This window comes from Pseudomonas sp. P8_229 (assembly GCF_034008635.1).
Taxonomy (GTDB): Bacteria; Pseudomonadota; Gammaproteobacteria; order Pseudomonadales; family Pseudomonadaceae; genus Aquipseudomonas.
The window spans coordinates 643,607-667,759 of sequence record NZ_CP125378.1; the positions used below are offsets into that span (position 1 = coordinate 643,607).

Here is a 24,153-nt window from a genome sequence, read left to right on the forward strand (position 1 = left end):
ATTGCTGTGATCAGCGCAGTCGCGACAACAGCGCGAACGCCGTCTCTTCCGACGACGCCGGATTCTGCCCCGTCAGCAGCAACCCGTCCTCACGGGTGTAGCTCGACCAATCCGCACCTTTGGAGAAAATCCCGCCCTTGGCCTTGAGCTCATCCTCCACCAGAAACGGCACCACGTTAGTCAGGCCTACCGCCTCCTCTTCACTGTTGGTGAAGCCAGTCACTTGCTTGCCCTTGACCAGCGGCTGACCGTCCACGCCTTTGGCATGGCGCAGCACGCCGGGCGCATGACACACCGCCGCCACGGGTTTGCCGCTGGTATAGAACGCTTCAATCAACGCGATGGAATGGCGGTCTTCCGCCAGATCCCACAGCGGGCCGTGGCCGCCGGGATAGAACACCGCATCGAAATCAGTGGCCTTCACGGTGTCCAGCTTAACGGTGGTGGACAGCGCCGACTGCGCAGCGGAGTCCTTGCCAAAGCGCTCGGTCGCAGCGGTTTGTGCGTCCGGCTCGTCACTCTTCGGGTCCAGCGGTGGCTGGCCGCCCTTGGGCGAGGCCAGCGTCAGTTGCGCGCCGGCGTCCTTGAACACGTAATACGGCGCGGCAAACTCTTCCAGCCAGAAGCCGGTTTTCTTGCCGGTATCACCCAATTGATCGTGGGACGTTAAAACCATCAGGATTTTCATGTCGTTCTCACTCGATGGGGGGGAATGTTTGTACGCCTTCGGCGCGGTCGTGAGTGATTGACCCTCGCGCAGGACGAATCGTTTCAATCGCTCAAGGATGGCACTTGGCCTTACTGCGCAACTTCTTGCGCACTTGTCCGACAAAAAAAGCTGTTCATCACGCTACACGCCTTGATTGGCGTGGCTTACAGCCAAGTGCGCAACTTCTTGCGCAGTACTGCGCAAGAAGTTGCGCACTTTCTACCTCGATTCAGCAAAAAACATCGCTCCAACCGCAGGCCAGAGCCGTTCCACCCCCGGTTTCCGGGACCTTCGGAAAACCTGGCACGCTCTTTGATAACAGTCAGGCACCCACCGGGCGATTTCGCCTCCCGGGCACCCTAAATTTATCCGCAAGGAGAGCACCCCATGGCAACACCAGCGTACATGTCGGTTACCGGCGAAAAACAAGGTCTGATCACTGCAGGCGCCTTCACCGCCGACTCCGTTGGCAACACCTACCAGGAAGGCCACGAAGACCAGGTTATGGTTCAGGCTTTCAGCCACGACGTGATCATCCCGCGTGACCCGCAATCCGGTCAGCCAACCGGTCAGCGCGTTCACAAGCCAGTTGTGATCACCAAGGTCTACGACAAGGCTTCGCCTCTGCTGCAAGCCGCTCTGACCTCCGGCGAGCGCATGAGCGAAATCGTTATCCAGTGGTTCCGTACTTCGGCTCAAGGTACCCAAGAGCACTACTACACCACCAAACTGGAAGACGCGATCATCGTCGCCATCAACAACAAAATGCACAACTGCCAGGATCCAGGCAATTCGCACTTCACCCACCTGGAAGAAGTGCAGTTCACCTACCGTAAAATCACCTGGACCCACGAAGTATCCGGTACTTCGGGTTCCGATGACTGGCGTGCTCCAGTCGTTTAATTACGGCTGATCGTTACAAGCATCGGCCAGCTCTGCTGGTCGATGTTGTTTTCGCCCTCCAGAATTTCGCGTAAGTTGAGCCGTTTTGCGGTCGTCAACTCACGCCGCTGTACAGCACGAGGAACAAGGGATGTTCGCGCCGGCCAATGAAACTCACTTTGCCCTGACCATCGAAGGTCTTTCTGCTGACTTTCAGGTATTCACCCTGCAAGGTCGCGAAGCCATCAGCCAGCCTTTTGTCTTTGAGGTGGAGCTGGTCAGTGAGCAGCCGTCGCTGGACCTCGAAACCCTGCTGCACAAACCGGCCTTCCTGCAACTGTCGCCCGACGGCAGCGGCATCCACGGCCAGATCTACCGCGCCGCGCAAGGTGACTCCGGCAAGCGCCTGACGCGCTACTCCGTGACCCTGCGCCCGCAATTGTCTTACCTCGCGCATCGCGTCAACCAGCGCATCTTCCAGAACCTCAGCGTGCCGAAAATCATCGGCATGGTCCTCGAAGAGCACGGCATTCAGAGCAACGCCTACGAATTCAAGACCGGTTCGATCTATCCCGAGCGCATCTACTGCGTGCAATACGATGAGTCGGACCTGCACTTCATCCAACGCCTGTGCGAAGAAGAAGGTATCCACTACCACTTCGAGCACACGGCAACGGCGCACAAACTGGTGTTCGGCGACGACCAGACGGTGTTCCCGAAACTCAAACCGGTGGCCTATCAGCAAGATTCCGGCATGGTCGCCAGCGACCCGGTGATCAAGCGCTTCGACCTGCGCCTGGAAACCCGCACCAGCCGCACCACCCGCCGCGATTACGATTTCGAAAAACCACGCCTCACCCTCGAAAGCGAAAACCGTGGCGACGCCCTGCCCGACCTCGAAGACTACGACTACCCGGGTCGCTTCATCGACCGCGAGCGCGGCAAGCACTTGGCCAAACGCGCCCTCGAACGCCACCGCAGTGACTTCCAGCTCGCCGAAGGCAAGAGTGATCAGCCGCTGCTGGTCAGCGGCCATTTCCTCGCCCTGACCGAACACCCGAAGGCCAAGTGGAACGACCTGTGGCTGCTCACCGAAGTCCTGCACGAAGGCAAACAGCCGCAAGTGCTGGAAGAATCGGTGACCAGCGACACCACCGCACTCAAAGACGACTTCCATCAGGGCTACCGCAACCGCTTTCAGGCGACCCCGTGGGACGTGCCGAACCGCCCGCCCCTGCGCCACCCGAAACCGCGCATCCTCGGCAGCCAGAGCGCCGTGGTCACCGGCCCGAAAGGTGAAGAGATTCACTGCGACCAGTACGGCCGCGTCAAAGTCCAGTTTCACTGGGACCGCGAAGGCCAGGCCGACGACAAGACCAGCTGCTGGCTGCGCGTGTCATCCGCCTGGGCCGGTGCCCAGTACGGCGGCATCGCCATCCCGCGCATCGGCATGGAAGTGCTGGTTACGTTCCTTGAAGGCGACCCCGATCAACCGCTGATCAGCGGCTGCCTGTACCACAAGGAAAACACCGTCCCCTATCCACTGCCGGCGAACAAGACCCGCAGCACCTTCAAAACCCTGAGCTCGATGGGCGGCGGTGGTTACAACGAACTGCGCATCGAAGACAAGAAAGGTCAGGAACAGATCTACCTGCACGCCCAGCGCGACTGGGACGAAAACGTCGAGCACGACCAGAAAATCCGCGTCGGCAACGAACGCCACGACACCGTCGAAAAGAACAGCTACAGCGAGTTCAAGGCCGAAGAACACCACACCGTCTACGCCGACCGCAAAGTCGAGGCCCGCGCCAACGACCACCTCACCGTCGGCGTCAATCAGCACATCAAGATCGGCACCGGCCAATTCATCGACGCCGGCCAGGAAATCCACCTCAGCAGCGGCATGAAAGTGGTGATGGAAGCAGGCGCAGAGCTGACCCTGATCGGCGGCGGCAGCTTCATCAAGATCGACGCCGGCGGCGTGACCATGAGCGGCCCGGTGATCAACATGAACTCCGGCGGCAGCCCCGGCAGCGGCACCGGCGCCGCCCCGCTGATGCCCGGAATCCTCAAACAGGCCGACGCCGACAAGGCCGGCCAGGTCCTGACCCCGGCCCAGATCAACACCCTCAAACGCAACGCACCATTCTGCGAAGAATGCGAAAAATGCAAGGAAGGTGCCTGTGCCATCTGATCGACTGACACCCAAGGACTGGCTGGCACAACAGCCGCTGCAGACTGGCGAGCGTTTGTATCTGGTGATCAGTGCGGCGAGTGATGCCGAGCCGCTCAAGCCGTTCTATCAGCAAGATGCCGCACCACAACTGCAGCCTATTTGGAGTGGAACGCCTTACGCCGATTGGCTTCCCGTAATGCCGTATCTCGCCGAGATCAGCCCCAATGCCAGTTTTCTGCAATGGATTACTGAAACCGATGCATTGGATTGGGGTTGGCTAGCGGTATCCACCAGCGCGCCGGAAACGGTGCTGGAGCATTTGCGCAGCCTGACTCAGGTAAAAATGCCGGACGCTACTGAGGTATTTTTCAGGTTCTGGGATGGTCGACATCTTCGTCCGATCATCGAAGAGTTAGGTGCTACAGCAGGTGAATTGCTGCCGGTTTTCCAACGCTACCTGATTAACGGACAGACGCTCGAAGTCGGCCGAAGAGCGGTACCTCCCGCAAAAGAGTGGCCTTGGTGGGAGATCCCCCAAACGCTTTTGGATGCTCTTGCGAAAAAGGATCACACCACCGTCGTTGAAAACCTGATGCAATGGCTATCAGAAGATTGCCCAGAGCTGTACTTCGAATTTCCCGAAGCCAACTTGCGCAGAAAGGTTGAGCGCTTCGTGCGACAGAACCCAAACACAGAAGATATGGCAGAGCGTCTCGCCGCAGAGCTGACAAAGGAAGTCACGTCATGAATACCCCGATTGGTACCCTGGTCCTGCGTGTGCTGGACGCCAAAGCGCCTGACGTGAACCTGATTCTAAAAGACTTCAAAAACTGCCTGAGTGATTACAAGGAATGGGCAGACGGTTTCTGGACTGGTTGGGCGCTGGACGTCGACCAGACCTTCAAGGTCGGCAACGAAGTCAGCATCACCGAACGGAAAACCGAAACAGGTGCGGTAAAGACCTATGCCACTTGCCCATTGGTAGGTGACTTCACGCTGATTCATATGTTTGAGTCGGCGCGCTTCGTGCCGATTGGCAACACGCCAGTCAAACTGGAACCGGTCACCAAAGGTACCTTTTACGACGACGTTACCGGTCCGGTCATCGAAACTATGATTGGACCCAGCGGCATCAAAGTGATCGAGGGGGCCAAGAGGGGTCAGACTTACCGCATCACTTTTTTCCCCAACGTATCCCAGAGCGACGTCAAGGCGCTCTATGACTCCTATCAAGGCGTTATCGGCAAGCTTGATGGCTGGTTGCAGAGCGAATGGTCGAGCAAGTTTCAGCCGCAATGGGCCAGTTACTCCGCAGCCGATCGTGCCGGGCGCTCGGTGATTTTGCTCAAACGAGCCTTGGAGGGTTTTGAAAAGGCTCTGTTGCAGCTGTGGGATGACATCAAAAGCCTGTTCGAGCTACTCGCCAATCCGAGGAAAAATTACGAAAAGCTGAAAAAGTACCTGTCGGACGTCGAGATCGACAAACTCTATGCAGCCTCCAAGGAGTCGATTGCTTCAGGATTGCTGATACTCAGCGATGAACCCCTGATGTTTATCTACATCTCAGCCATTGTGGCCTGGGTAGGCATGCTGCCTCCCCAAGTCGTAGTTGACGTAGTAACGGCGATTGCCTCGGAATTCCTGATCAACGTCCTGGTGGGTATCTGCCTGACAGGTGGCGCTGGACTGGCTATAAGAGCCGGCACCAAAGTCCTCTCCACCGTCAAATCGGGAGAAGCGGTCAAGTACCTTGAAGACCTTGCGTCTACCTTGATGACACTCAGCAACAAACACGCCCTGCCCGCCCATGCGGAAGTGTCGAAGCCAATCATCACCAGCGCTAAGAATGTGCCGATGAAGCCGGCCAAAACCGCAGCGCTGAAAATCGATGAAGCGACCACCGAAGCGCCGAAAGCTGGCTCGCGGAAGGCTGAACCCAAAAGCCATGTAGAGGGGCTGCCACCCAAAAAGCAACTGCCTAAAACTGCAGATACTCCGAAACAGGAAGTCAAAGACGCCTCTTCATTCCCTAGGGACAAGAAAAAGAACCAGTCCACTCTGCAACCTAAAGAAAAAGTCGACGACGCTCCTGATCAGTCCAGGACACCCGATGACAAAAGCGCCACTTGCGCGAAGAAGACCTGCACCAACGGCTGCCCGGTCTCGATGGTCACCGGTGAAGAGCTGCTAACCATTACCGACGGTGAACTCGGTGGCCTGCTGCCATTCAGTTGGACTCGACTCTACCGAACCAGCGCGGCTGAAATCGACTGCGGTCTAGGCTATGGCTGGAGTCACGCCCTCGCTCAAAGGGTGGACATCAATGGCAACGAGGTGGTGTGGACCGATCACGAAAACCGGGTCACCACATTTCCCCTGCCCAGCGTACAGCGTCCGGCAATCACCAATAGCCTTTCGGAAGCAGCCATCTTCCTTGGCGACGATCCGTCCGAGCTGGTACTGACTCAGGCCGGCGAAAAGCCCCTGTTCTATCACTTCCGCTTCAACAGTAAGGGCGCAACGCTGATCGCCATCAGCGACAACTACGACAACCGCCTGCATATCACCCGTGACATCCATGGTCGAATCAAGCGCGTGGATAACGGTGCTGGTCGTGCATTGCTTGTCCGTTACGACCGCAAGCACATTGTCGCCATCGACTATCAGCAGTTTATTCCAGCGGACAATCTCGAAGACGCCTGGAACACTGTTCAGACGCTGACCACCTATGAATACGATGCTCAACACCGATTGATCAAAGCAACAAACGCTCTGGGAGAGTCCGAGCGTTATGCCTACAACGAGCAGAACGTCATTCTTGAGCGGCAGCTCGCCGGGGGCGCAAGCTTCTACTGGGAGTGGGAGAAGGAAGGCAAGTCCGCACGTTGCATCCATCACTGGGCCAGTTTCTCTCAGATGGATGCGCACTATGCGTGGGATGACAAAGGCGCCGTCACCGTTACCAATGCCGATGGCAGCGAAGAGGTCTATACCCACGACGACAAGGCGCGACTCGTCGCCAAAGTTGATCCAGATGGTGCCGAGCACTTAAAAGCCTATGACGACAAAGGCCGACTGATCGCCGAAAAAGACCCGATGGGGGCAGTCACGGAGTATCAGTACAACGAAGCCGGCCGTTTGATCGCGGTGATCCCGCCAGAAGATGCACCGACCACCTACGAGTACTACAAGGGCTTTGTCCGTGTGGTGAATCGTGGTACCGCCAAATGGATCTACTGGCGTAACGACCAGGGTGACATCACTGAACAAGTCGACCCGGACGGCAACTCGACACATTACAGCTACGATCGCCAAGGACGCCTGCTGGAGATACGCCATCCCGACGGCAGCCGCCACCAACTGGGCTGGAACAACCTCGGCCAATTGCTGGAGGAGCGCCTGCCGGACGGCGGTCAACGCAAATATCGCTATGACGCTCTCGGTCGGCAGATCACACGTCAGGCTGAAACCGGTGCAATCACCCACTACCAATGGGATGCTGCAAACCGCTTGGCACAGATCACCCTACCCGGCGGCGCCACTCGCGCTTTCACCTATAACCCGTATGGTCGGGTCACCGCCGAACGCGACGAGCTCGGCCGTATCACCCGCTACGAATACGCCGACAACCTGCACCTGGTCAGCCGCCGCATCAATCCGGACGGCAGCCAACTGCGCTATCGCTACGACAACGCACGTCTGCTGCTCACCGACATCGAAAACGAACGCGGCGAACACTATCAACTCGATTACTACTCAAATGGGCTGATCCAGCAGGAAACCGGTTTTGACGGGCGTCGTACCGCCTATGAGTACGACCTCAACGGCAAACTGCTGAAGAAAACCGAATACGGTGACGACGGCAGTGAGCTGGTGACCGAGTACCAGCGCGACGCCTCTGGTCGCCTGCTGGTCAAAACCCTCGCTGATGGCGAAGAAATCCATTACAGCTACGATGCTTTGGGTCGCTTGGTAAACGTTGACGACGGCCACTGGCCCCTCGCCTATGAGTACGACGTACAAGATCGCCTGATCACTGAACACCAAGGTTGGGGCACCACGCGTTACGAGTACGACAGCGTCGGCCAACTCAATCACTGCCGCCTGCCGGATGGCAGCACACTCGATTACCGCCACTTGTCCGGCGGTCGGCTGAGCAGCATTGACCTCAACGGGTCGCGCCTGACTACGCATCAGTTCGACGCTGGCCGTGAACAGCAGCGCCAACAAGGCGTGCTGCTTAGCCAATACCAATACGACGAACAGGGAAGGCTTCAAGCGCACACCGTAGGTCAGCAGGATCGCAATCTGTTCCAGCGCCGCTACGCCTACGATGCAAACGGCAACCTGGCCGGCATCGACGACACCCGCAAAGGAAACCGCAGCTACCACTACGACCCACTGGATCGTCTGGTCAGCGTTCGCGGCGCCACTCCCGAAACCTTCGCTCATGACCCGGCCGGCAACTTGCTCGGCCAAAGCGATCTGCCAACTGCGAACCTCGCCAACGTCAAAGGCAATCGCCTGCTTATGCAAGGCGACCGACATTACGACTACGACGCCTACGGCAACCTTAGTCGCGAACGCCGTGGTACCGGACAGCAACTGGTCACCGAATACCGCTACGACTGCCAGCATCGCTTGATTGGCGTCTCGCTGCCCGGTGGTAGCACCGCAAGCTACAAGTACGACGCCTTTGGTCGTCGCATTGAGAAGACCGTCGATGGTCAGACCACAGAGTTTCTCTGGCAAGCTGAACGCCTGATCGCCGAAAGTGCCGAGAATCGCTATCGCACCTACATCTACGAGCCTGGCAGCTTCCGCCCATTGGCAATGCTCGACGGCGAAGGTCCCCTGAAGGCAACGCCGTTCTATTACCAACTCGACCACCTCGGTACACCTCAAGAGCTCACCGACTACAGCGGCGAAATCATGTGGTCAGCGAAATACCGTGCCTATGGCAATCTGGCAACCTTGGATGTCGCCGAAATTGATAACCCTCTGCGCTTCCAGGGTCAGTATTTCGATGCCGAGACGGGATTACATTACAACCGACACCGCTACTACAATCCCAGCACCGGGCGGTTTTTGACACCGGATCCGATCAAGCTTGCGGGTGGATTGAACAACTATCAGTATGTGCCTAACCCTACGGGGTGGGTGGATCCGCTTGGGTTAGACAACTGCCCTGGAGCAGATTGTAAAGCCCCAAGCAATACCGCAAATGCAACAAAACCTGATCGAATTCCGATGACTCAATCTGATTATGATGAAGTTATCAATTTAGAACGAGGCAATCGCCCTGGGAGTGCACGCGAGTATTTACCAGAGCAATATGTAAACCTTCACGAAGAAGCTTTTAGGCAGCAGGGTGGTTCATTTGTTGTTATTGATCAGTGGATTGAGCGGTCTTCCTATCCGACATTTCCTCCTAGAAAATTTGTAGGCTTACCTTCTGAAATGGATAGTGTGGTAGCGAAATTCAAAGCGAGTGGTGGAGACTGGGAAGTTCTAAACCGAGAACTAAATCTCGGCTCGAACGATCTATCATCAGCTAAAATTTATTTAGTAAAAATAAAACCTGACGATCCACGATTCAAATACGAAATACCAAATGGAAATGAAGCAGGCGCTTATCCTAAAGAATGGGTTCCTGGAGGTGAGACGAAGAGCGGCACAAAAGAGGCAGCTCTTATTGGCTCTGAAAAAATCGACCACGGCGCCGACATGAATAAGCTTCTAAGCCAATTTGACGACTGGGAACAACTTCAATGACAACCAACTTTGAAATAGCTTTGAAAAAGAATGAATTCCCTGACTACTTCAGAGGTAATGGCCAATATTTCACAAGAGACCCCGACTGGGGAACCCAGTTGCATATCATAAATTGGCAAGGACTATGCGGCTATTTAAAATCGCTAGAAAGCTCGATCGAAATATTGAGGAATGCATTTAGCGTATACTTAAACTCGGTTGAGTTTACAAAAAATGACGCCAGCGACCTGCTTGAAAACATTGGCTGCTATTATTACCTAAGAAATAAACACCCTTTCTTGTCAAAAGACGGTTTTGATCTTGTACGCGATGCTGCTGATAGTGAGAAACAGAAAATCTCAAATATCATGACCTTTCTGAGAAAAACAATCGAAGCCAACAATGATGCTCAAGACCTTGAACTCTATAATCGCCGCATGAAAAAAATTATTGAAGACGGCGGCCCAACCGATATAGAGAGCATCTAATTCTTTCGACGGAACCCACTGTAAAAAGGTGACCAAGAAAGGGGATAGATTTATTTTCTACACGCTAAGAATAAATCTATCCCCTTTCGCTGTGGAATCCTGATATGAAATTTGACTGGAGTTCTTTTGGGATTGAACAGGGATCCTCAGTGGATACCAATACGATTTCTCAAGTGGAAAAACTACTTAGCGTAAGTTTTCCAAAGTCATATCTTGACTTGGTCACATATTCCGACGAAGCCTCTCCAGAGATACTTTCACTCCCATATGGAAACGAATTGACTTGCATAAGCGAATTCTTTTCTTTCTCGCCTGATGTGGCGCCGTATACCATCTCATGGTACTCAGGTGCGGGAAAACCTCTAGGGCTTCTCAAACAAATGATCCCTATAGCAAGGGATGCGAGTGGTTATCTGATTTGCCTAAACTTCAACACACCGTCGGTTGCTGTTGAAATATTTGATCCAAACTCAAGTAAAACCGACTTGATTGCTAACAATTTTGATGATTTTGTTAATTTGTGGACTGAGTAAAACAACGCGCAAAATAGTCAACCTAGGATCGTGTCACCTATCGGAGGTGGTTGATCCTCAATGGAGGATTTCTCTACTGATCATGATTACAAAGCGTGATGGTTAGACAAAAGGGGACAGATTATGAGGGATCCCCACAAATCTACCCCAACACCTGCGCCTGTTGATGTACCTCGGCTCGCAAGGCGCGCTCAGGTCTCACCAAGACACAAAAAGAAGACAGATTTATTTTCTACAAACTGAAAATAAATCCACTCCCTCCTCTCCGGAGCGTCATTGAAAATCTTGATGACTGGAAATAAAATTCAATGAAAACCACCTTTGAAACGGCTTTAGAACTTCATGAAATATCTGGCTTCTTTAAAGGCAATGGGAAATATTTTGCCCGTGGCTCCGATTGGGGAGATCATCTCTTCATTAGCAACTGGCAGGAAATGTGCGGAGTTTTAAAGCATCAAAAAGCAGCACAAAACCTGCTGACAACCTTATTTGAAAAATATGCAGAATACTTAAAAGAAGATTATTCAGATGCTGAAGGCTTGCTTTCAAACATAAGCGCTTACTACACACTTAAAAACAAAATCGCTTTTCTGTCGAAAAACAATTACGACTTAATTGAGAGCCTTGACGAAAAAAGCAAAAACAACATAGGGAAATTATTCCGTCTCCTTAGACAGCATTACGACATAAAAAACGAACTCTTGTCAAAATACAAATTTAATGATGAGATCAAGCGATTAAAACTCAAAGGCTGTCTAATTGACCTCGAACACCTTTGAGCAAGATATTTGATGCGACTACCTCACACCACCGTACGTTCGATACTTGACCAGTCCTCATGAATAAACATCAGACCACTCTAGCCAATGGATGGACAGCAACCTTTGATAACAACGGTGAATTCCGTATGGGAGCCGAAGGTTGGAGCTTGTCTTTGCAAGGGCCGGACGGCAGGAATATTCATTACTTCGCGGATCAGATCATTCTGGTCAACGATGACGACGGCACCCAGGCAAATTCATGCCTGCGTCTATCTACCGATGGTGTTTACGGTTATTTGAGCACAGCCGTTGATAGCTGCTGGGTGATCGATTTTTCGCGGGGCATGATCGCCCCACACCGAGTGAGCATCCGTCACTACCATGACACCTACGACGAAAGCGTCGCAGCTTACGAGCAGCCGGCCTTCAAACGTGCGAGGCAATACATCAGTGTCGCGGGAAGGTACATTTATCTGACCTTCCCGCTGACCAAAGATGAAGACTTCCCCAAGATCTGGGAAGAGTATCTCTCGATACGCAAACGCCAACTGGATGAGCTCTATTTCAGAAACTGAGCAGTGGGCGCCACCGTCAGCGAAGCTGTTTGTGCGCCCTACCCGATCAACTCGTTCATCACTTCATACTTAACCACCACCCGATTCCGATACAACCTGACCCTCTCCACCAGTTCCCCCACTTGCCCCTTCTCCCGCACCTCCCGCCAGATCTCATTCTCCCGATACACCCGCTCCCCCTCCCGCACAAACCGATGCCCTTCCTGAAACACGTGATACCGATACTCCCGCACCTGATCGCACAACAATTCCCCCTCCAGCTGCGTCTCCCCCACGTTCAACTTCAACTGAAAACTGCGATCCGTCGGGTTGTGCAGCACCAGATCAACGTAGTTGTAGAAAATCGCCGCGCCGGAACCGAATGGCAGCACCCGCCCCTCGTCCGGAAACGGATCGAAGCTGTGGTTGGAGCGTTCAACGACGACCAGCGGTGAGTGAATCGCCATCCAGTGGATCAGGTTGCTCAGTTGGCAGATTCCGCCGCCGATACCGCTGCGTGCTTCGCCGAAGGACAGTTCCATGCCTTCGACGTAGCCGCGTTTGCGGGTTGGGCGGCCTACCAGGCGGCAGAAGGAGAAGTGTTCGCCGGGGGCGATGATGAGGCCGTCGATGGCGGCGACGGCGAGTTTGAGGTTGATGACTTTGTTGTGTTGCAGGGCGAGGTCGGAGTCGCCGAGTTTGCGGATGAGTTTCGAGGTGTGTTTCAGGTAGCGAAATGGCAGGCGGTCAGCGCTGGCAACCAGGCGTGCGTAGCGTTGGCTGGAGCAGTGCCAGGCGATCTGGCGGAACAGTCTTTTTTGCCACACGCGCAGCCAGTACAGGGCCGGGTGGTAGAGAGAGAGTGGTTTCATCCGTGATGTCTACGGCGGGCGCCGTTTCGTCCTTGAAGCGTGAAAAGGGGCGCGCAGTTTAGCGTGTGGGCCGGCTTACGTCGTGCGTGAGATGTCTTGGCTGGACACACTTCGAGCCACTGCCTGAACGGCAAATTAAGCTTCAACTAAGGTTGCGTCGCTAGCATCCCGGCCCGACAGACACTTGCCGTCGATCAACCGTGGATGAGTTTCCCGAATGAGCCAGTTTGATTTACCAACCGTTACGCAGCCGAATTTCAGTCTTGTATTGGTAAATTACAAAACCCCGGACATCACCCGGATGTGCCTGGAGCTGTTGCGTCAGCACGTTCAGGCGCAGCGCATTCCGGTTTGGGTGGTGGACAATGATTCGGCGGATGCCAGCCTGGATTACTTGCGCTCGCTGGACTGGATCAATCTGATCGAACGCCCCTCCCCCGGCAAAGAAGCCGGGCATATTGCTCATGGCAAGGCGCTGGACATGGCGTTGGAGAAAGTTGAAACCGACTATCTGTTTCTGCTGCACACCGACACCTTTGTCTATGACAAGGAAGTCTTCGCGATGATGCTGCGTGAGTGCACAAAGACTGCGAACATCGCCGCCGTCGGGTGTGTCGAGCAAATTAATCGTGGGGTTGTGAGAGACACCTGGCGATTAACTTCGCGCTTTTGCAAACATTATGTTCGCCGGGCCAAAACCTCGTTGGGCTTGCGTAGCAAAGAGCCGAAACCTTATCGGGAAACTCATCTCAAGAGTTTCTGCACGTTGTGGAACGCCAAGTTGGTGAAGTCCCGGGGACTGCACTTTTGCATGGATGACCGGGTGCCCGGTTATACCCTGCAGGATCGAATGACAGCGTTGGGCTACGGCATCAAGCTGCTGGCGCCGCGCAAGATCTTCCGCTATCTGGATCACATCCAGGCAGGAACCGTCGCAGCCGCCGGCACCTACGGCAAAAATCACCGCCGGACCAGAATGTACGAAGCCACCCTCAAACGCTTTGAAGGGCAGACATCGGCATAATCGCGAGCACAAAAAAGGGCGACTTCAAAGTCGCCCTTTTTTCATCTGAAATTGTATACATCCACTCCGAAGAGGTGTTCGCCCAGTGTAATGGCCTGGCAATCCATGCACCGGTAAAGAGCCCTGACACTGGGCGAACGGGAAGGATTTTAATAGAAGTTGGCGGATATGTCGTCATTCTTAAAGGTAAATATTATGTACGAATAAGTTAATAGATATTTATCGACGAAATCCTTTCACGAAACTTTCAAAGCGCTGCACAACTCATTTCAGATGATTGTTCTCATACAATACGTTGTACAAGAACAACCATCCTGTAGAGTTAATACTCAGCTTTCATGCTGACTGGTCACTTTTAATATATCGGTGTAAGTGACGATAACGCTCTGCCCTTCTTTCAGATCTTTCAATTTGGCTTGGATTTCAGGCTTCTTCACGTCGAGGGTTTTCGACTGGCCTTGGGGGTCTTGCAGAGTCACCTGGTTGTTCTTCAAATCAATTTTGGTAATTTTCAGCTGCACCTGAATCTGGCGATAGGCCTCGCCGCCCGGGTTTTCGCTGCCCGGCGCCTTGCGTAACTCGCCGTTGCGCTCGACGGTGCCAGGCAGACCTTTATCCACATCGGTATCGAGGTAAGCCGCGACAGAACGCTGGACTTCGAGTGTTACCAGGTCGCCGATCTGGAGGTTGTCGAGGTTTTTCGCCTTGTCGCTCAGTTGAACGTGGACCTGGCGACCTTCAGGGCCTTCGAGCACGACCTGATGTTTGGCCGCATCGACGGCCAGCACTTTGGTGGTGACCTTATCGGCCTCGAGGGTGGCGGACAACGGAATATCGGCAGCCAATACGCCGAAACTGGTGGCGGACAATACGGTTGCGAGGGTGATGGCCTTGGCCAGTGCTTGAAGCTTCATAGGCGGTACTTTCCCTGTAATGAATGGCAACAACCGGCGCCAACGCGTGTTGGGCGCCGGATGTGCCACTGAGCATAGACGCTGTTCAGGGCTTGGCTTTGGTTTCTGATGCTGCGTCGGGGGATTGCTGCCAGCAGGTCTGGTCGTCGCTCATGGGGAAGTCCTCGACGGGGTCGCGCAAAGGGGCCGGTTCGCGGGCAAGCTCGCTCCCACAGGGTTTTGTGTATGAACGTCAATACCCGGTCATTTCCAGATAGCCGCGTCCGCCATGGCTGCCGCTGATTCGCACCGGGCCTTCCCAATAGGGAATGCGCAGGTTCATCCAGGCGTTGGGGTTCAACGCCGACAGACTGATGTCGAGGTGTTTGTCGGGAATGCTGATCGACCAGCGCACCGGCATCGAACGGCCGGCGACTTTCGCGGTGTCGTGGGGAGTGAGTTTGATCTGGTCGCCGTGCAGGGTTTGGGTCTGGCCGTCGGCGCTGATCCAGGTGCCGGTCAGATATGGCGCGCCATCGGTTTGCCGGGTGCGAAACAGCATCAGCGATGCCCCGCTGTCCAGGTGCAGGGAAAACCAGTCCCAACCGGTCTGATTGGCCGCCAGCGGCTGGCTGCTCCATTCCCGGTCCAGCCACGCCGGGCCGCTGACGGTGTAGGTCTGCCCATCGATTTGCAGGGTGCCGCTGGCCTGAAAAAACGGCTGGCTGTAGTAGTACGAAGCCTGGCCCTGTTCGGATTTGCGGCTGAAACCATTGTCGCCCTGCAACACCAGCGGACGACTGGAGGTGAGGTGCAGTTGATAGCTGAAGGCTTTGTCGCGGGCACTGAGTTGCAGATCCGTCAATGGATCCGGTGCCTGACTGGCGAAACGCCAATCATCGATCCACGCCTCGAACGGTGCCACGTTCACTCCGGCCTGCCCTACGCCGCCCCGGGCGTAACGCTCGGCGGCATGGTGCGCGGTGGCCGAGGTCACCGCCGCATGGCCAAGCCAGATCGTCTGGTTGCCCCAGCCCGGTTGCCGCGGCGTTGGTTTCAAGGCGCTGCGAAACAACGTCCACTGCACACCGAAATCGTTGCCCTGCGGGTCCTTGAGATTGGCGGTGACGTACCACCACTCGATACGAAACCCATCATGGGCACCATGATCCGCCGGGAAGCTGAACACGCGCCCCGGCACTACGGGAGTGAATTGAGCAGCCTGATCGCCGAGCCCGGCAAAGCCTTTTTGTTCAGGCGCCGATTGATCACAGCCAACCAGCAGCAATGCCAGGCACAACGCAACCCGGTCAATCCTCATGGGCAAAGGTCCTCAACAGATCCGCCGGTTGCGTGCGGTACAACGAATACAGCGGCCAGGCTGATGCAAGCAACGTCGCCAACAGCGCCAACCCCATCAGTTGCAGCAGTTGCAGCGGAAACACCCGCAACGGCAAACGCCAGCCGAACGCCTGCACGTTGATCACTGCATCCAGACACCACGCCAGCGCGATCCCCAGCGGCAGCGCCAACACCAGCGTCAGCACCGCCAGCAGCCAGGTCTGGCCGAGGTTGAGCAGCATCAACTGGCGGCGCGTCACGCCCAAGGCCCACAGCGGCGCCAGTTGCCCGAGGCGGCTCTGACTCTGGGTCAGCAGACTGATGAACAGCGCCACACCGGCGACCGCCAGCGTCAGGCTGTTCAACGCCGCGGTGGCCGCAAAGGTGCGCTCGAACACTTGCACCGACCAACCCTTGAGCCGCGCCTGATCGACGATGCGGCTGTCATCGATCTGAAAGCGCGTTTGCAGCGCAGTCAAAAACGGCGGGATGTCTGGCGGCGCGATGCGCAGGTTGAAACGGTTCGGCGTCAGTGACGGCCACAGGCGCAACAGATGGTTGCTGTTGACCAGCACGTGCCCCTTGGGATTACCGTAGTCGGCGTAGATCCCGACGATGCGCGGTGACCAAGTCCCCCCCGGAGTCGGCAACGCCAGATGATCACCCGCGCGCACTTTGAGGCGCCGCGCCAGTTGTTCGCTGAGCATGACTGCATCGTCGTTCGCCAGATGCGTCCACGGATCCCCGGCAATTCCGTCAAGCAGCGGCCAGTGCTCTCGATAATGCGCATGATCGATCACCCCGAACACATCCGCCGGCCAGCCCTGCACGGTCACCGCCACCTGCCAGTTGGGCAGCACGGCGCTGACCTTCGACTGCTGTTTGAGCCAGCTGTACAGTTCGCGCGATTGCGCCGGATTCACCGGGTTGATGTAGAGCTCGGCGCTCAGGCGTTGTTCGAGCCAGTCGTTGAAGGTCTGGCGAAAACCGGCGGTCATGCTGCCGGCGCCGATGTTGGCCGCCAGCGCCAGCAGCAACGCCATCAGCGCCAGGCTCAGCGCCGGCAGTTGCTGGCGACAGTCGGCGAGAAACCACTGACCGAGCACCGAACGACTGCGCCCGAGCAGTTGATTGAGCACCGCACTGAGCAGCACGGGCAACACCAGCGCGGCACCGAGCAGCAGCCCGGCCATCAACGCAAAACCGCTGCCGAGGCTGTCGCCCCACACCAACGCCAGCAGCGCCATCGCGCCCAATAGCGCCGCCAGCCAACCCTGGCGCCGCAACCAGCGTGCGTGCTGCTGATGCCAGGCTTGCGGTTCCGCCACCGCCAACAACGGCAAGCGTGCCGCGCGCAACAGACTGTTGGCGCCGGCCAGCAGCGCGCCGAACAGGCTCAAGCCGACGCCACTGAACCACCACCACCCACTCAGGCGCAACTGCCCCGCCACTTCCGCGCCGTACAAACCACGCAGGCTGGCGGCGACGTCCGGCAGCAACACACTCGCCAGCCAGTAACCGCTGATAACCCCGAACACCCCGCCGACCAGGGCCAGCACGCCCAACTCGACGATCAGACTGGCGATCAACATCCGCGCACTCACCCCGCAGGCGCGCAGGGTGCGCAGCAATCCGCGACGCTGCTCCAGCGCCAGGCCAATGGCCGCGTGAACGATGAACAACCCGACCACGAACGAGAGAAAGCCCAAGGCATCGAGATTCAGATGAAAGCTCTCGGTCAGGCACGCCAGATTGTTTTCCTCGGCGCTGCTTTTGAGCTGCAACTGCCCTTTGAACGCCGCCGGCAACTCGTCATGAAAATCCTTTGGCAGTAACAGCCGCGACAGTTGCCCGGGTTGTTCGAGCAGGGTTTGCGCGACGCCGATGTCCACCAGCAACACACCCGGCGCCATATCCTTTTGCGCGTGCAGCGGCGGCAGGGTCTGGCCGTTGACGGTCTGCGGCGTGGCGCCTTCGCTGAGGTTCAAGGCCTGCAACGTCCCCGGTGAAATCCACGTGCTGCCCGGCGGCGAGAAGAACTCGACAATGCGCTCGATCGGCATCGCCTGCCCGGCCACGGCGGAATCGGCCGGTAGCGATACCGGTTCGATGCCCATCAGTTGCAGTCGTTGGTTGTCGTGATCCTTGAGGACCACTCGCCCCTGCAGCAGCGGCGAGACCGGCCAGCCTGCGCGGCGCAGATCGATGAACCATTGCTGGGTAAACGTCGCGCCGTTGGGTGTGCCCAGGCTGGCCTGGGGTTCACCACCGATCATCTGGCTGGCCCGGGCGTAGCTGTCGCGGGCCTGACTGTTCAGCGCCTCGACCCCGGTCAGCAGACTGGTGGCCAGCCACAGCCCGGTCAGCACACTGAAGAACTGCACCGGATGCCGTCGCCAATGGCTGAGCAGCGCGCGCAGGGTTTGCCAGAAAACGTTCACGTCAGCCGGCCGTTGGACAACACCACCCGCTGCGCCAGCCGCGCCGCCACGCGCGGGCTGTGCGTGACCATCAGCAGGGTGGTCGGGGTGTCGTCGAGCAGTTCCAGCAACAGGCGCAGCACTTCATCGCTGGTGGCTTCGTCGAGGCTGCCGGTCGGCTCGTCGGCCAGCAACAATTTCGGCCGCGACGCCAAGGCTCGGGCCAGTGCGACTCGCTGCTGCTGGCCGCCCGACAACTGTTCGGGATAACGCTTGAGCAACTCGCCCAACCCCAGACGCTGCACCAGATGCGCCTGCCAGCGCGGCTCATGGCGCCCGGCCAGGCGCGCCTGAAACGCCAGATTGTCCTCGACCCGCAGGCTGCCGATCAGGTTGAACTGCTGGAACACCAGGCCGATTTCGGTGCGGCGCCAGTCGGCCAGTTGTGCTTCGTTCATCTGCTCCAGCCGATGCTCGCCGCTGCGGATGCTGCCGCGATCAACCTTGTCCAGCCCGGCGATCAGGTGCAGCAAAGTGCTTTTGCCACTGCCGGATTCGCCCATCAGCGCCAGGCTGCTGCCCGGCTCGAGTGTCAGGTCGACGCCCTGCAGCACCGGTAACGGGCCTTGGGGGGTGATGTAGCTTTTGAAGATGTCGCGAACCTCAAGCATGAGCGAACCTGATCGATGAACCTGGCCCAAGGATAGCGGCCCTGAATGGTTTTTGTCCGTTGACGATCATCGCCGCGCCAGACCCGCGCCCTACCCTCCGAGACGTATCCACCCATAACGATAAAAAACCGGAGACACCATGCCCCGTTTCATTTTGAGTCCCCGCGGCCTGCTGGCCTGCCTGATCACCGCATGCCTGAGCCAATCGGCGCTGGCCGCCGACGCGCCCGTCGCCCCCAGCGCCCAGACCATCGCCGGCAATGCTGCTGTCCTGCAACAACTGCCCTTCAGCGACCGCACCGACTACGAGTCGGTCAGCAAAGGTCTGATCGCGCCGTTCAAGGGCCAGATCAAGGACGCCGCCGGCAAGGTGATCTGGGACGTGCAGGCCTACGATTTCCTCGCCAGCGACCAGGCGCCGGAATCGGTCAACCCGAGCCTCTGGCGCCTGGCCCAACTCAGTGCCCATGCCGGGCTGTTCGAAGTCAGCCCGAAGCTCTATCAGGTACGTGGTCTGGATCTGGCGAACATGACCATCATCGAAGGTGATGACGGGCTGATCATCATTGACCCGCTGACCATGGCCGAAACCGCCAGGGCGGCGCTGGACCTGTACTACGCCAATCGCCCGCACAAGCCGGTGGTGGCGGTGATTTACAGCCACACCCACGTTGACCATTTCGGCGGCGTGCGTGGAGTGATCGACGAGGCCGACGTCAAGGCCGGCAAGGTCAAGGTGTTCGCCCCGGCCGGGTTCATGGAACACGTGATGAGCGAGAACGTCTACGCCGGCAACGCCATGAGTCGCCGCGCGCAGTACCAGTTCGGCAGCCTGCTGCCACGCGGCGAAAAGGGTCAGGTCGACGCCGGTCTGGGCAAGAGCACGCCCAGTGGCGGCACCATCACCCTGATCCCGCCGACCGACCTGATCGCCAAGGAACTGGAAACCCGCACCATCGCCGGGGTGCAGGTCGAGTTTCAACTGACGCCCGGCACCGAAGCGCCGGCGGAAATGAACCTGTATCTGCCCGAACTGAAAGCCTTGTGCATGGCCGAAAACGCCACGCAGATGATGCACAACATCCTCACGCCACGGGGCGCACAGGTGCGCGATGCCAAGGCCTGGTCGCAATATCTGGACGACAGTCTGGCGCGCTATGGCGACAAGGCTGACGTGTTGTTCGCCCAGCACAACTGGCCGACCTGGGGCGGTGAGCGGATCCGTACGTTCCTCGCCGATCAGCGCGACATGTATGCCTTCCTCAATGACCGCACGCTGCACTTGCTCAATCAGGGGCTGACCCCGCTGGAAATCGCCGACGCGATCAAGAAACTGCCCGGCGACCTCGACCGCAAGTGGTACACCCGCGGCTACTACGGCTCGCTGAGTTTCAACACCCGCGCGGTGTATCAGCGCTACATGGGTTTCTATGACGGCAACCCGGCCAACCTCAATCCGCTGCCACCGGTGGACACCGCCAAACGTACCGTCGAGGCCATGGGCGGCAGCGCTGCGGTACTGGACAAAATGCACGCGGCGATGACCGCCGGCGACTATCGCTGGGCCGCGCAACTGGGCAATCAGTTGCTGTTCGCCGAACCGGACAACGCCGACGCGCACAAGGCGCAGGCCGAGACCCTGGAGCAATTGGGTTACCAAAGCGAAAACGCCACCTGGCGCAACATGTACCTGACCGGGGCCATGGAACTGCGCAACGGCGTACCGCCGAACGCCGGCACTTCAGTCTCGGTGGACATGGTGCGGGCGATGAGCCCGCAGATGTTCTTCGATTACCTGGCAGTGCGCCTGGACAGCGACAAGGCCGTCGGCCACGACCTGACGCTGAACTGGACGTTCGAAGATCAGCAAAAGGACTTCAATCTGACGCTGCGCAATGGTGTCCTGACGCACCGCGCCGGTCTCAATCCGGCGGCAGATGCGGGCATCAGCCTGAGCAAGGACACGCTGGAGAAGATCAGCCTCAAGCAACTGGATTTCCCGACGGCGATGCAGAAGGGTCTGATCAAGTTGCAGGGTAACGGCAAGAAATTTGCCGAGTTGATGGGCAGCCTGGATACGTTCGGGCCGCAGTTCAATATCGTTACGCCTTGATCGGGATGACGCGGGAAAACCGCGTCGCGCCCTTCGCGAACAAGCCCGCTCCCACAGGATTACGCTGAACCCTGTGGGAGCGGGCTTGCTCCGGGCGGCGTTCCGACGAAGGCGTCAGTCCAGACTACACAGAAACCACTTCAACCACCGGCATCCGCCAGCGCTGTTCAACAACGTCCTGCGTCGGCCCATACAACCGCAAGATCAGCGTAAACGCCCCGCTCTGTGGCGTCGGCAGCCAGTTGCTCGACGCGTCCTGTTCAGGCGCCCCGCTCTGCATCATCAGCGTCAGCCCGCCATCGCTATCCGCCTGCAACGCATCACGACTGCTCAGGCAATAACGGTCAATCGCGTTCGCCACCAGTTGCCGATCCGGCAAGTCATACAACGTCAGCGACCAGAACTCACTGGCCGGCGGCAACTGCCCCGGCGCAAAGCGCAGACGATAACGCCGTCCACCCTGCAGGGGCTGGCCCTGATTGTCGAGACGGCTGCCGGTGTAGAACGCCTCTTCAACGCTGTTGCCGTAAATCCCCATCAGCGCCCCCACCGCACGGTTCACATAGTTACCGTGCATTGCCTCGCGGTTGCCGAACAGGCCCAGCGTGCTGCGTGTCTGTGTCACCGCCGTTTGCAGTTGTGCCTGCGCTTGCTGAATACCGGCGATCAGCCCCTGCTGTTGGTTGGCAGGCAGCGCGGCGAAATCGAACGGTTGCCCCGGCACGATGCCGATTGTTGCAAAACGCTCACGCAGTGCCTGCTCCGACGGCTGCGTCGGACACAGCGCCAGAATCTGATTGAGCACGCCGATAAACGCCGGCCCCAATCCGCTTTTGCTGTCCCACGCTGGCCAGGCGATCGGCGCGGCCGCCGTCGGTGCCGGGCCAGCGGTGTATTGGTGCAACCCGCGCAAACGGTATTGCTGTTGCAAGGCTCGCACGGCGGGCATGTCATCAGCGTTCTTCAGACCGGTGCGGCCGAGGACCATGACGATCTCGGTTTCACTGCGCAGCACGGCTTTGATTCCGCTAGGCTTCGGCCCTTGCCAGTTCGGCCCGGCGATCAGGTAATCGCCCGCTTCACGACCGGTGCCGAGCACACCGACGTAGCCGAAATTATGGGTGTACTGATCGACCAGTTGATGCACGTAGTAGCGGTCCTGGTCCACTGCCGGCACGCTCAGCACTTGCGGTTCGCTGCGCAGATCCAGCCAGGCCCAGGAGTACGGCGTGTCGTTGTTCGGCGTGACGATTTCACGATTGGCCGGGGTGTAGAGTTGGCTGTAGTGGCGAAACCGATTGAAGCCGCCGACGTATTCCGGCGCATTCGGATTGAGCAGCTGTTTCTCCAGAGTCTGGTAATGCATGAGCATCGGGTAGGCGTAGATCCACGCCTGTTGCGCAATCGCCTGAAACTCACTGATATCGTCAGCCAGTACCCATCGCGGCATCATCAGACTGGCGCCCACTGCGCCCATGCCGGCGAGCAGGCGGCGACGACTGAAGACCAGGTTCATTGCTTCACCCTCGCGAGGGTCGGCAGGCGATAACTGCCATCCAGTGCGCTCGGCTTCGGCAGGTATAAGCGCAACAACAGATTGAACGGGCCTTGCGGCGTTGGCAGCCAATTGCCCTGTTGCGCGGGTGCCGGAGCGTCCGTTTGCAGGAGCAGTGTCAGCCCGCCGTCAGCGTCGTATTGCAGCTGCGGGCTGCGATCACCCAATGCGTAGCGCTGGATCGGATTGCTCGCCAGCAACTGGGTTCTGCCGTCGTACAGGGTCAACGACCAGAATGCATTCACCGGCGGCAGTTGCCCGGCCGGGAAATGCAGGCGATAAGCCTGACGGCCATCGAGCACCTGACCTGCGACATCGTGCAGGGCCATCGGGTAGATGGCTTCGATCGCATCGTTGGCGTAGATGTAACGCCAGGCCACGGCGGCCCGGGTCAGGTCATCCTCGCCAAACTTGCCGACATTGGTGGGCGACGGCAACCAGCCCTGCTGCTCGCGAGCCAGCTGACTGGACGCCACACGCACCTGCTCACGCCCGGCCTCGGCACCGGCCGCCACCGCGTCACGCAGGTTGTCCGGCGGGGCAAACGGCGCCCTGGGGACCACACCGATGGCGGCGAAACGAGCCAGTTTGGCCTGCTCGCTTGCCGTCCATTCATGCAACGGCGCCAAGGCGTTGAAAGTCTCGAACAGCGTCTGCGCGGGCCCCTGTTTGGTGTCGTGATACGCCGGCAACTGCAGCGGCGGCAGCGTGGCTGGCGCGCTGCTGTTCAGCACCCGCGACAAAGGTTGCAAGGCGTAACCCATCAGGACTTTTGCAGCTTCTGGCTGATCGCTCTCACCTTTGACTTCGGTGCGCCCGAGCAAAAACACCACGCGGCTCGGTGAGCGGATCACGCCGTTGAAACCGCTGGGCACGTCACCTTTCCAGTCCGGCCCGGCGATCAGATAGCGCCCGGCCTGATTGCCGGTGGCGCGGGTGCCGATGTAGTCGAGGTTGTCGGTGCGCAGGTCGACCAGCTGGAAGCTGTAGTAGCGCGCCTCGACCGCCGGCACCTGCAGCACCATCGGTTCGGCGCGCAGGTCGAGCAAGGCGCGCGAATAGAAGGTGTCGTTGTTCGGCGACACCACTTTGTTGTCCTGCGGGCCGAGCAAGCGCGGTTCGCCGTAGAGCCGGTTGAACGGCAGTTTCGCGTTGATCGCGGTCAGCACTTTGTCGTGCTCGACGGTGGCGTAGGCGAATACGTAAGCCTCTTGCGCCAGGGCCTTGGCCTGACTCGGATCAAGGTCGGCAGCATGGACAGTACCCAGGCTGGCACCGACAGCAAAAGCGCAAATCCAGTGACGCATAAAGATTCTCCAGACAAAAATACAAACCCTTGTAGGAGTGAGCCTGCTCGCGATGGCGGTATGTCATTCAGCAATGAAGGTGCCTGAAACACCGCCATCG

At 57.8% G+C, this 24,153-nt stretch carries 18 protein-coding genes; 10 read left to right on the forward strand and 8 right to left on the reverse strand.

Going from position 1 to position 24,153, the window contains the following annotated elements:
• Positions 1–10 precede the first annotated feature (10 nt).
• Positions 11–688, reverse strand: coding sequence for a type 1 glutamine amidotransferase domain-containing protein (locus tag QMK55_RS02740; RefSeq protein ID WP_320328620.1), 678 nt, complete (start codon positions 686–688; stop codon positions 11–13).
• 408 nt (positions 689–1,096) lie between these two features.
• Here QMK55_RS02740 and QMK55_RS02745 point away from each other — a divergent pair, with 408 nt between their 5' ends.
• The 8 genes from QMK55_RS02745 to QMK55_RS02780 all read left to right on the forward strand — a co-directional run bounded on the left by QMK55_RS02745 (position 1,097) and on the right by QMK55_RS02780 (position 11,878).
• A complete protein-coding gene (locus QMK55_RS02745) occupies positions 1,097–1,612 on the forward strand; it encodes an Hcp family type VI secretion system effector (protein ID WP_007919523.1) in 516 nt (171 codons plus the stop codon).
• Positions 1,613–1,742: 130 nt separating this feature from the next.
• Positions 1,743–3,785, forward strand: coding sequence for a type VI secretion system tip protein TssI/VgrG (tssI, locus tag QMK55_RS02750; protein WP_320328621.1), 2,043 nt, complete (start codon positions 1,743–1,745; stop codon positions 3,783–3,785).
• Positions 3,775–4,515, forward strand: coding sequence for a DUF4123 domain-containing protein (locus QMK55_RS02755; protein ID WP_102358623.1), 741 nt, complete (start codon positions 3,775–3,777; stop codon positions 4,513–4,515). Before tssI ends, QMK55_RS02755 begins: the two co-directional genes overlap by 11 nt.
• Positions 4,512–9,542: an RHS repeat-associated core domain-containing protein gene (locus QMK55_RS02760; RefSeq protein WP_320328622.1), complete on the forward strand. Its 5,031-nt coding sequence runs from the start codon at positions 4,512–4,514 to the stop codon at positions 9,540–9,542. The genes QMK55_RS02755 and QMK55_RS02760 overlap by 4 nt, the downstream gene beginning before the upstream one ends.
• Positions 9,539–10,009 (forward strand): hypothetical protein, encoded by a 471-nt coding sequence (locus QMK55_RS02765; RefSeq protein WP_320328623.1) that lies wholly within the window; start codon positions 9,539–9,541, stop codon positions 10,007–10,009. The genes QMK55_RS02760 and QMK55_RS02765 overlap by 4 nt, the downstream gene beginning before the upstream one ends.
• A 104-nt stretch (positions 10,010–10,113) precedes the next feature.
• Entirely contained in the window at positions 10,114–10,542 is a 429-nt protein-coding gene (locus tag QMK55_RS02770; RefSeq protein WP_320328624.1) for an SMI1/KNR4 family protein, read from the forward strand.
• Between the two features lie 308 nt (positions 10,543–10,850).
• Entirely contained in the window at positions 10,851–11,321 is a 471-nt protein-coding gene (locus QMK55_RS02775) for a hypothetical protein (RefSeq protein ID WP_102358619.1), read from the forward strand.
• Between the two features lie 59 nt (positions 11,322–11,380).
• The gene (locus QMK55_RS02780; RefSeq protein ID WP_102358618.1) at positions 11,381–11,878 is read left to right on the forward strand and encodes a hypothetical protein; all 498 of its coding nucleotides are present in this window, start codon (positions 11,381–11,383) and stop codon (positions 11,876–11,878) included.
• 38 nt (positions 11,879–11,916) lie between these two features.
• Here QMK55_RS02780 and QMK55_RS02785 read toward each other — a convergent pair whose 3' ends face one another.
• Positions 11,917–12,729 (reverse strand): VanW family protein, encoded by an 813-nt coding sequence (locus tag QMK55_RS02785; RefSeq protein WP_320328625.1) that lies wholly within the window; start codon positions 12,727–12,729, stop codon positions 11,917–11,919.
• Positions 12,730–12,946: 217 nt separating this feature from the next.
• On the opposite strand from QMK55_RS02785, the gene QMK55_RS02790 reads away from it, so the two are divergent.
• On the forward strand, positions 12,947–13,753 hold the full coding sequence (locus QMK55_RS02790; RefSeq protein ID WP_320328626.1) for a glycosyltransferase family 2 protein: 807 nt from the start codon (positions 12,947–12,949) through the stop codon (positions 13,751–13,753).
• 329 nt (positions 13,754–14,082) lie between these two features.
• On the opposite strand, the gene QMK55_RS02795 is transcribed toward QMK55_RS02790, so the two are convergent.
• From QMK55_RS02795 to QMK55_RS02810, 4 genes are all read right to left on the reverse strand, one after another.
• Complete coding sequence (locus QMK55_RS02795) at positions 14,083–14,667, reverse strand: hypothetical protein (protein WP_320328627.1); 585 nt, start codon at positions 14,665–14,667, stop codon at positions 14,083–14,085.
• A gap of 232 nt (positions 14,668–14,899) precedes the next feature.
• Positions 14,900–15,967, reverse strand: a complete 1,068-nt coding sequence (locus tag QMK55_RS02800) for a lipocalin-like domain-containing protein (protein ID WP_320328628.1) — start codon at positions 15,965–15,967, stop codon at positions 14,900–14,902.
• On the reverse strand, positions 15,957–18,428 hold the full coding sequence (locus QMK55_RS02805; protein ID WP_320328629.1) for an ABC transporter permease: 2,472 nt from the start codon (positions 18,426–18,428) through the stop codon (positions 15,957–15,959). The genes QMK55_RS02800 and QMK55_RS02805 overlap by 11 nt, the downstream gene beginning before the upstream one ends.
• A complete protein-coding gene (locus tag QMK55_RS02810; RefSeq protein ID WP_102358612.1) occupies positions 18,425–19,078 on the reverse strand; it encodes an ABC transporter ATP-binding protein in 654 nt (217 codons plus the stop codon). Before QMK55_RS02810 ends, QMK55_RS02805 begins: the two co-directional genes overlap by 4 nt.
• A gap of 139 nt (positions 19,079–19,217) precedes the next feature.
• Here QMK55_RS02810 and QMK55_RS02815 point away from each other — a divergent pair, with 139 nt between their 5' ends.
• On the forward strand, positions 19,218–21,191 hold the full coding sequence (locus QMK55_RS02815; protein ID WP_102358611.1) for an alkyl/aryl-sulfatase: 1,974 nt from the start codon (positions 19,218–19,220) through the stop codon (positions 21,189–21,191).
• Between the two features lie 124 nt (positions 21,192–21,315).
• Here the strand turns inward: QMK55_RS02815 and QMK55_RS02820 are convergent, their stop codons facing one another.
• Entirely contained in the window at positions 21,316–22,707 is a 1,392-nt protein-coding gene (locus tag QMK55_RS02820) for a DUF1254 domain-containing protein (protein WP_320328630.1), read from the reverse strand.
• Entirely contained in the window at positions 22,704–24,053 is a 1,350-nt protein-coding gene (locus QMK55_RS02825; RefSeq protein ID WP_102358609.1) for a DUF1254 domain-containing protein, read from the reverse strand. Before QMK55_RS02825 ends, QMK55_RS02820 begins: the two co-directional genes overlap by 4 nt.
• Between the last annotated feature and the right edge of the window lie 100 nt (positions 24,054–24,153).

What these genes read in the sequence shown, in the direction of transcription:
- QMK55_RS02775 (WP_102358619.1), top strand. Translation starts at nt 10,851, where the DNA reads ATGAAAACCACCTTTGAAACGGCTTTAGAACTTCATGAAATATCTGGC.
- tssI (WP_320328621.1), top strand. Translation starts at nt 1,743, where the DNA reads ATGTTCGCGCCGGCCAATGAAACTCACTTTGCCCTGACCATCGAAGGT.
- QMK55_RS02790 (WP_320328626.1), top strand. Translation starts at nt 12,947, where the DNA reads ATGAGCCAGTTTGATTTACCAACCGTTACGCAGCCGAATTTCAGTCTT.
- QMK55_RS02770 (WP_320328624.1), top strand. Translation starts at nt 10,114, where the DNA reads ATGAAATTTGACTGGAGTTCTTTTGGGATTGAACAGGGATCCTCAGTG.
- QMK55_RS02815 (WP_102358611.1), top strand. Translation starts at nt 19,218, where the DNA reads ATGCCCCGTTTCATTTTGAGTCCCCGCGGCCTGCTGGCCTGCCTGATC.
- QMK55_RS02785 (WP_320328625.1), bottom strand. Translation starts at nt 12,729, where the DNA reads ATGAAACCACTCTCTCTCTACCACCCGGCCCTGTACTGGCTGCGCGTG.
- QMK55_RS02820 (WP_320328630.1), bottom strand. Translation starts at nt 22,707, where the DNA reads ATGAACCTGGTCTTCAGTCGTCGCCGCCTGCTCGCCGGCATGGGCGCA.
- QMK55_RS02780 (WP_102358618.1), top strand. Translation starts at nt 11,381, where the DNA reads ATGAATAAACATCAGACCACTCTAGCCAATGGATGGACAGCAACCTTT.
- QMK55_RS02800 (WP_320328628.1), bottom strand. Translation starts at nt 15,967, where the DNA reads ATGAGGATTGACCGGGTTGCGTTGTGCCTGGCATTGCTGCTGGTTGGC.
- QMK55_RS02795 (WP_320328627.1), bottom strand. Translation starts at nt 14,667, where the DNA reads ATGAAGCTTCAAGCACTGGCCAAGGCCATCACCCTCGCAACCGTATTG.
- QMK55_RS02810 (WP_102358612.1), bottom strand. Translation starts at nt 19,078, where the DNA reads ATGCTTGAGGTTCGCGACATCTTCAAAAGCTACATCACCCCCCAAGGC.
- QMK55_RS02765 (WP_320328623.1), top strand. Translation starts at nt 9,539, where the DNA reads ATGACAACCAACTTTGAAATAGCTTTGAAAAAGAATGAATTCCCTGAC.
- QMK55_RS02740 (WP_320328620.1), bottom strand. Translation starts at nt 688, where the DNA reads ATGAAAATCCTGATGGTTTTAACGTCCCACGATCAATTGGGTGATACC.
- QMK55_RS02745 (WP_007919523.1), top strand. Translation starts at nt 1,097, where the DNA reads ATGGCAACACCAGCGTACATGTCGGTTACCGGCGAAAAACAAGGTCTG.
- QMK55_RS02760 (WP_320328622.1), top strand. Translation starts at nt 4,512, where the DNA reads ATGAATACCCCGATTGGTACCCTGGTCCTGCGTGTGCTGGACGCCAAA.
- QMK55_RS02825 (WP_102358609.1), bottom strand. Translation starts at nt 24,053, where the DNA reads ATGCGTCACTGGATTTGCGCTTTTGCTGTCGGTGCCAGCCTGGGTACT.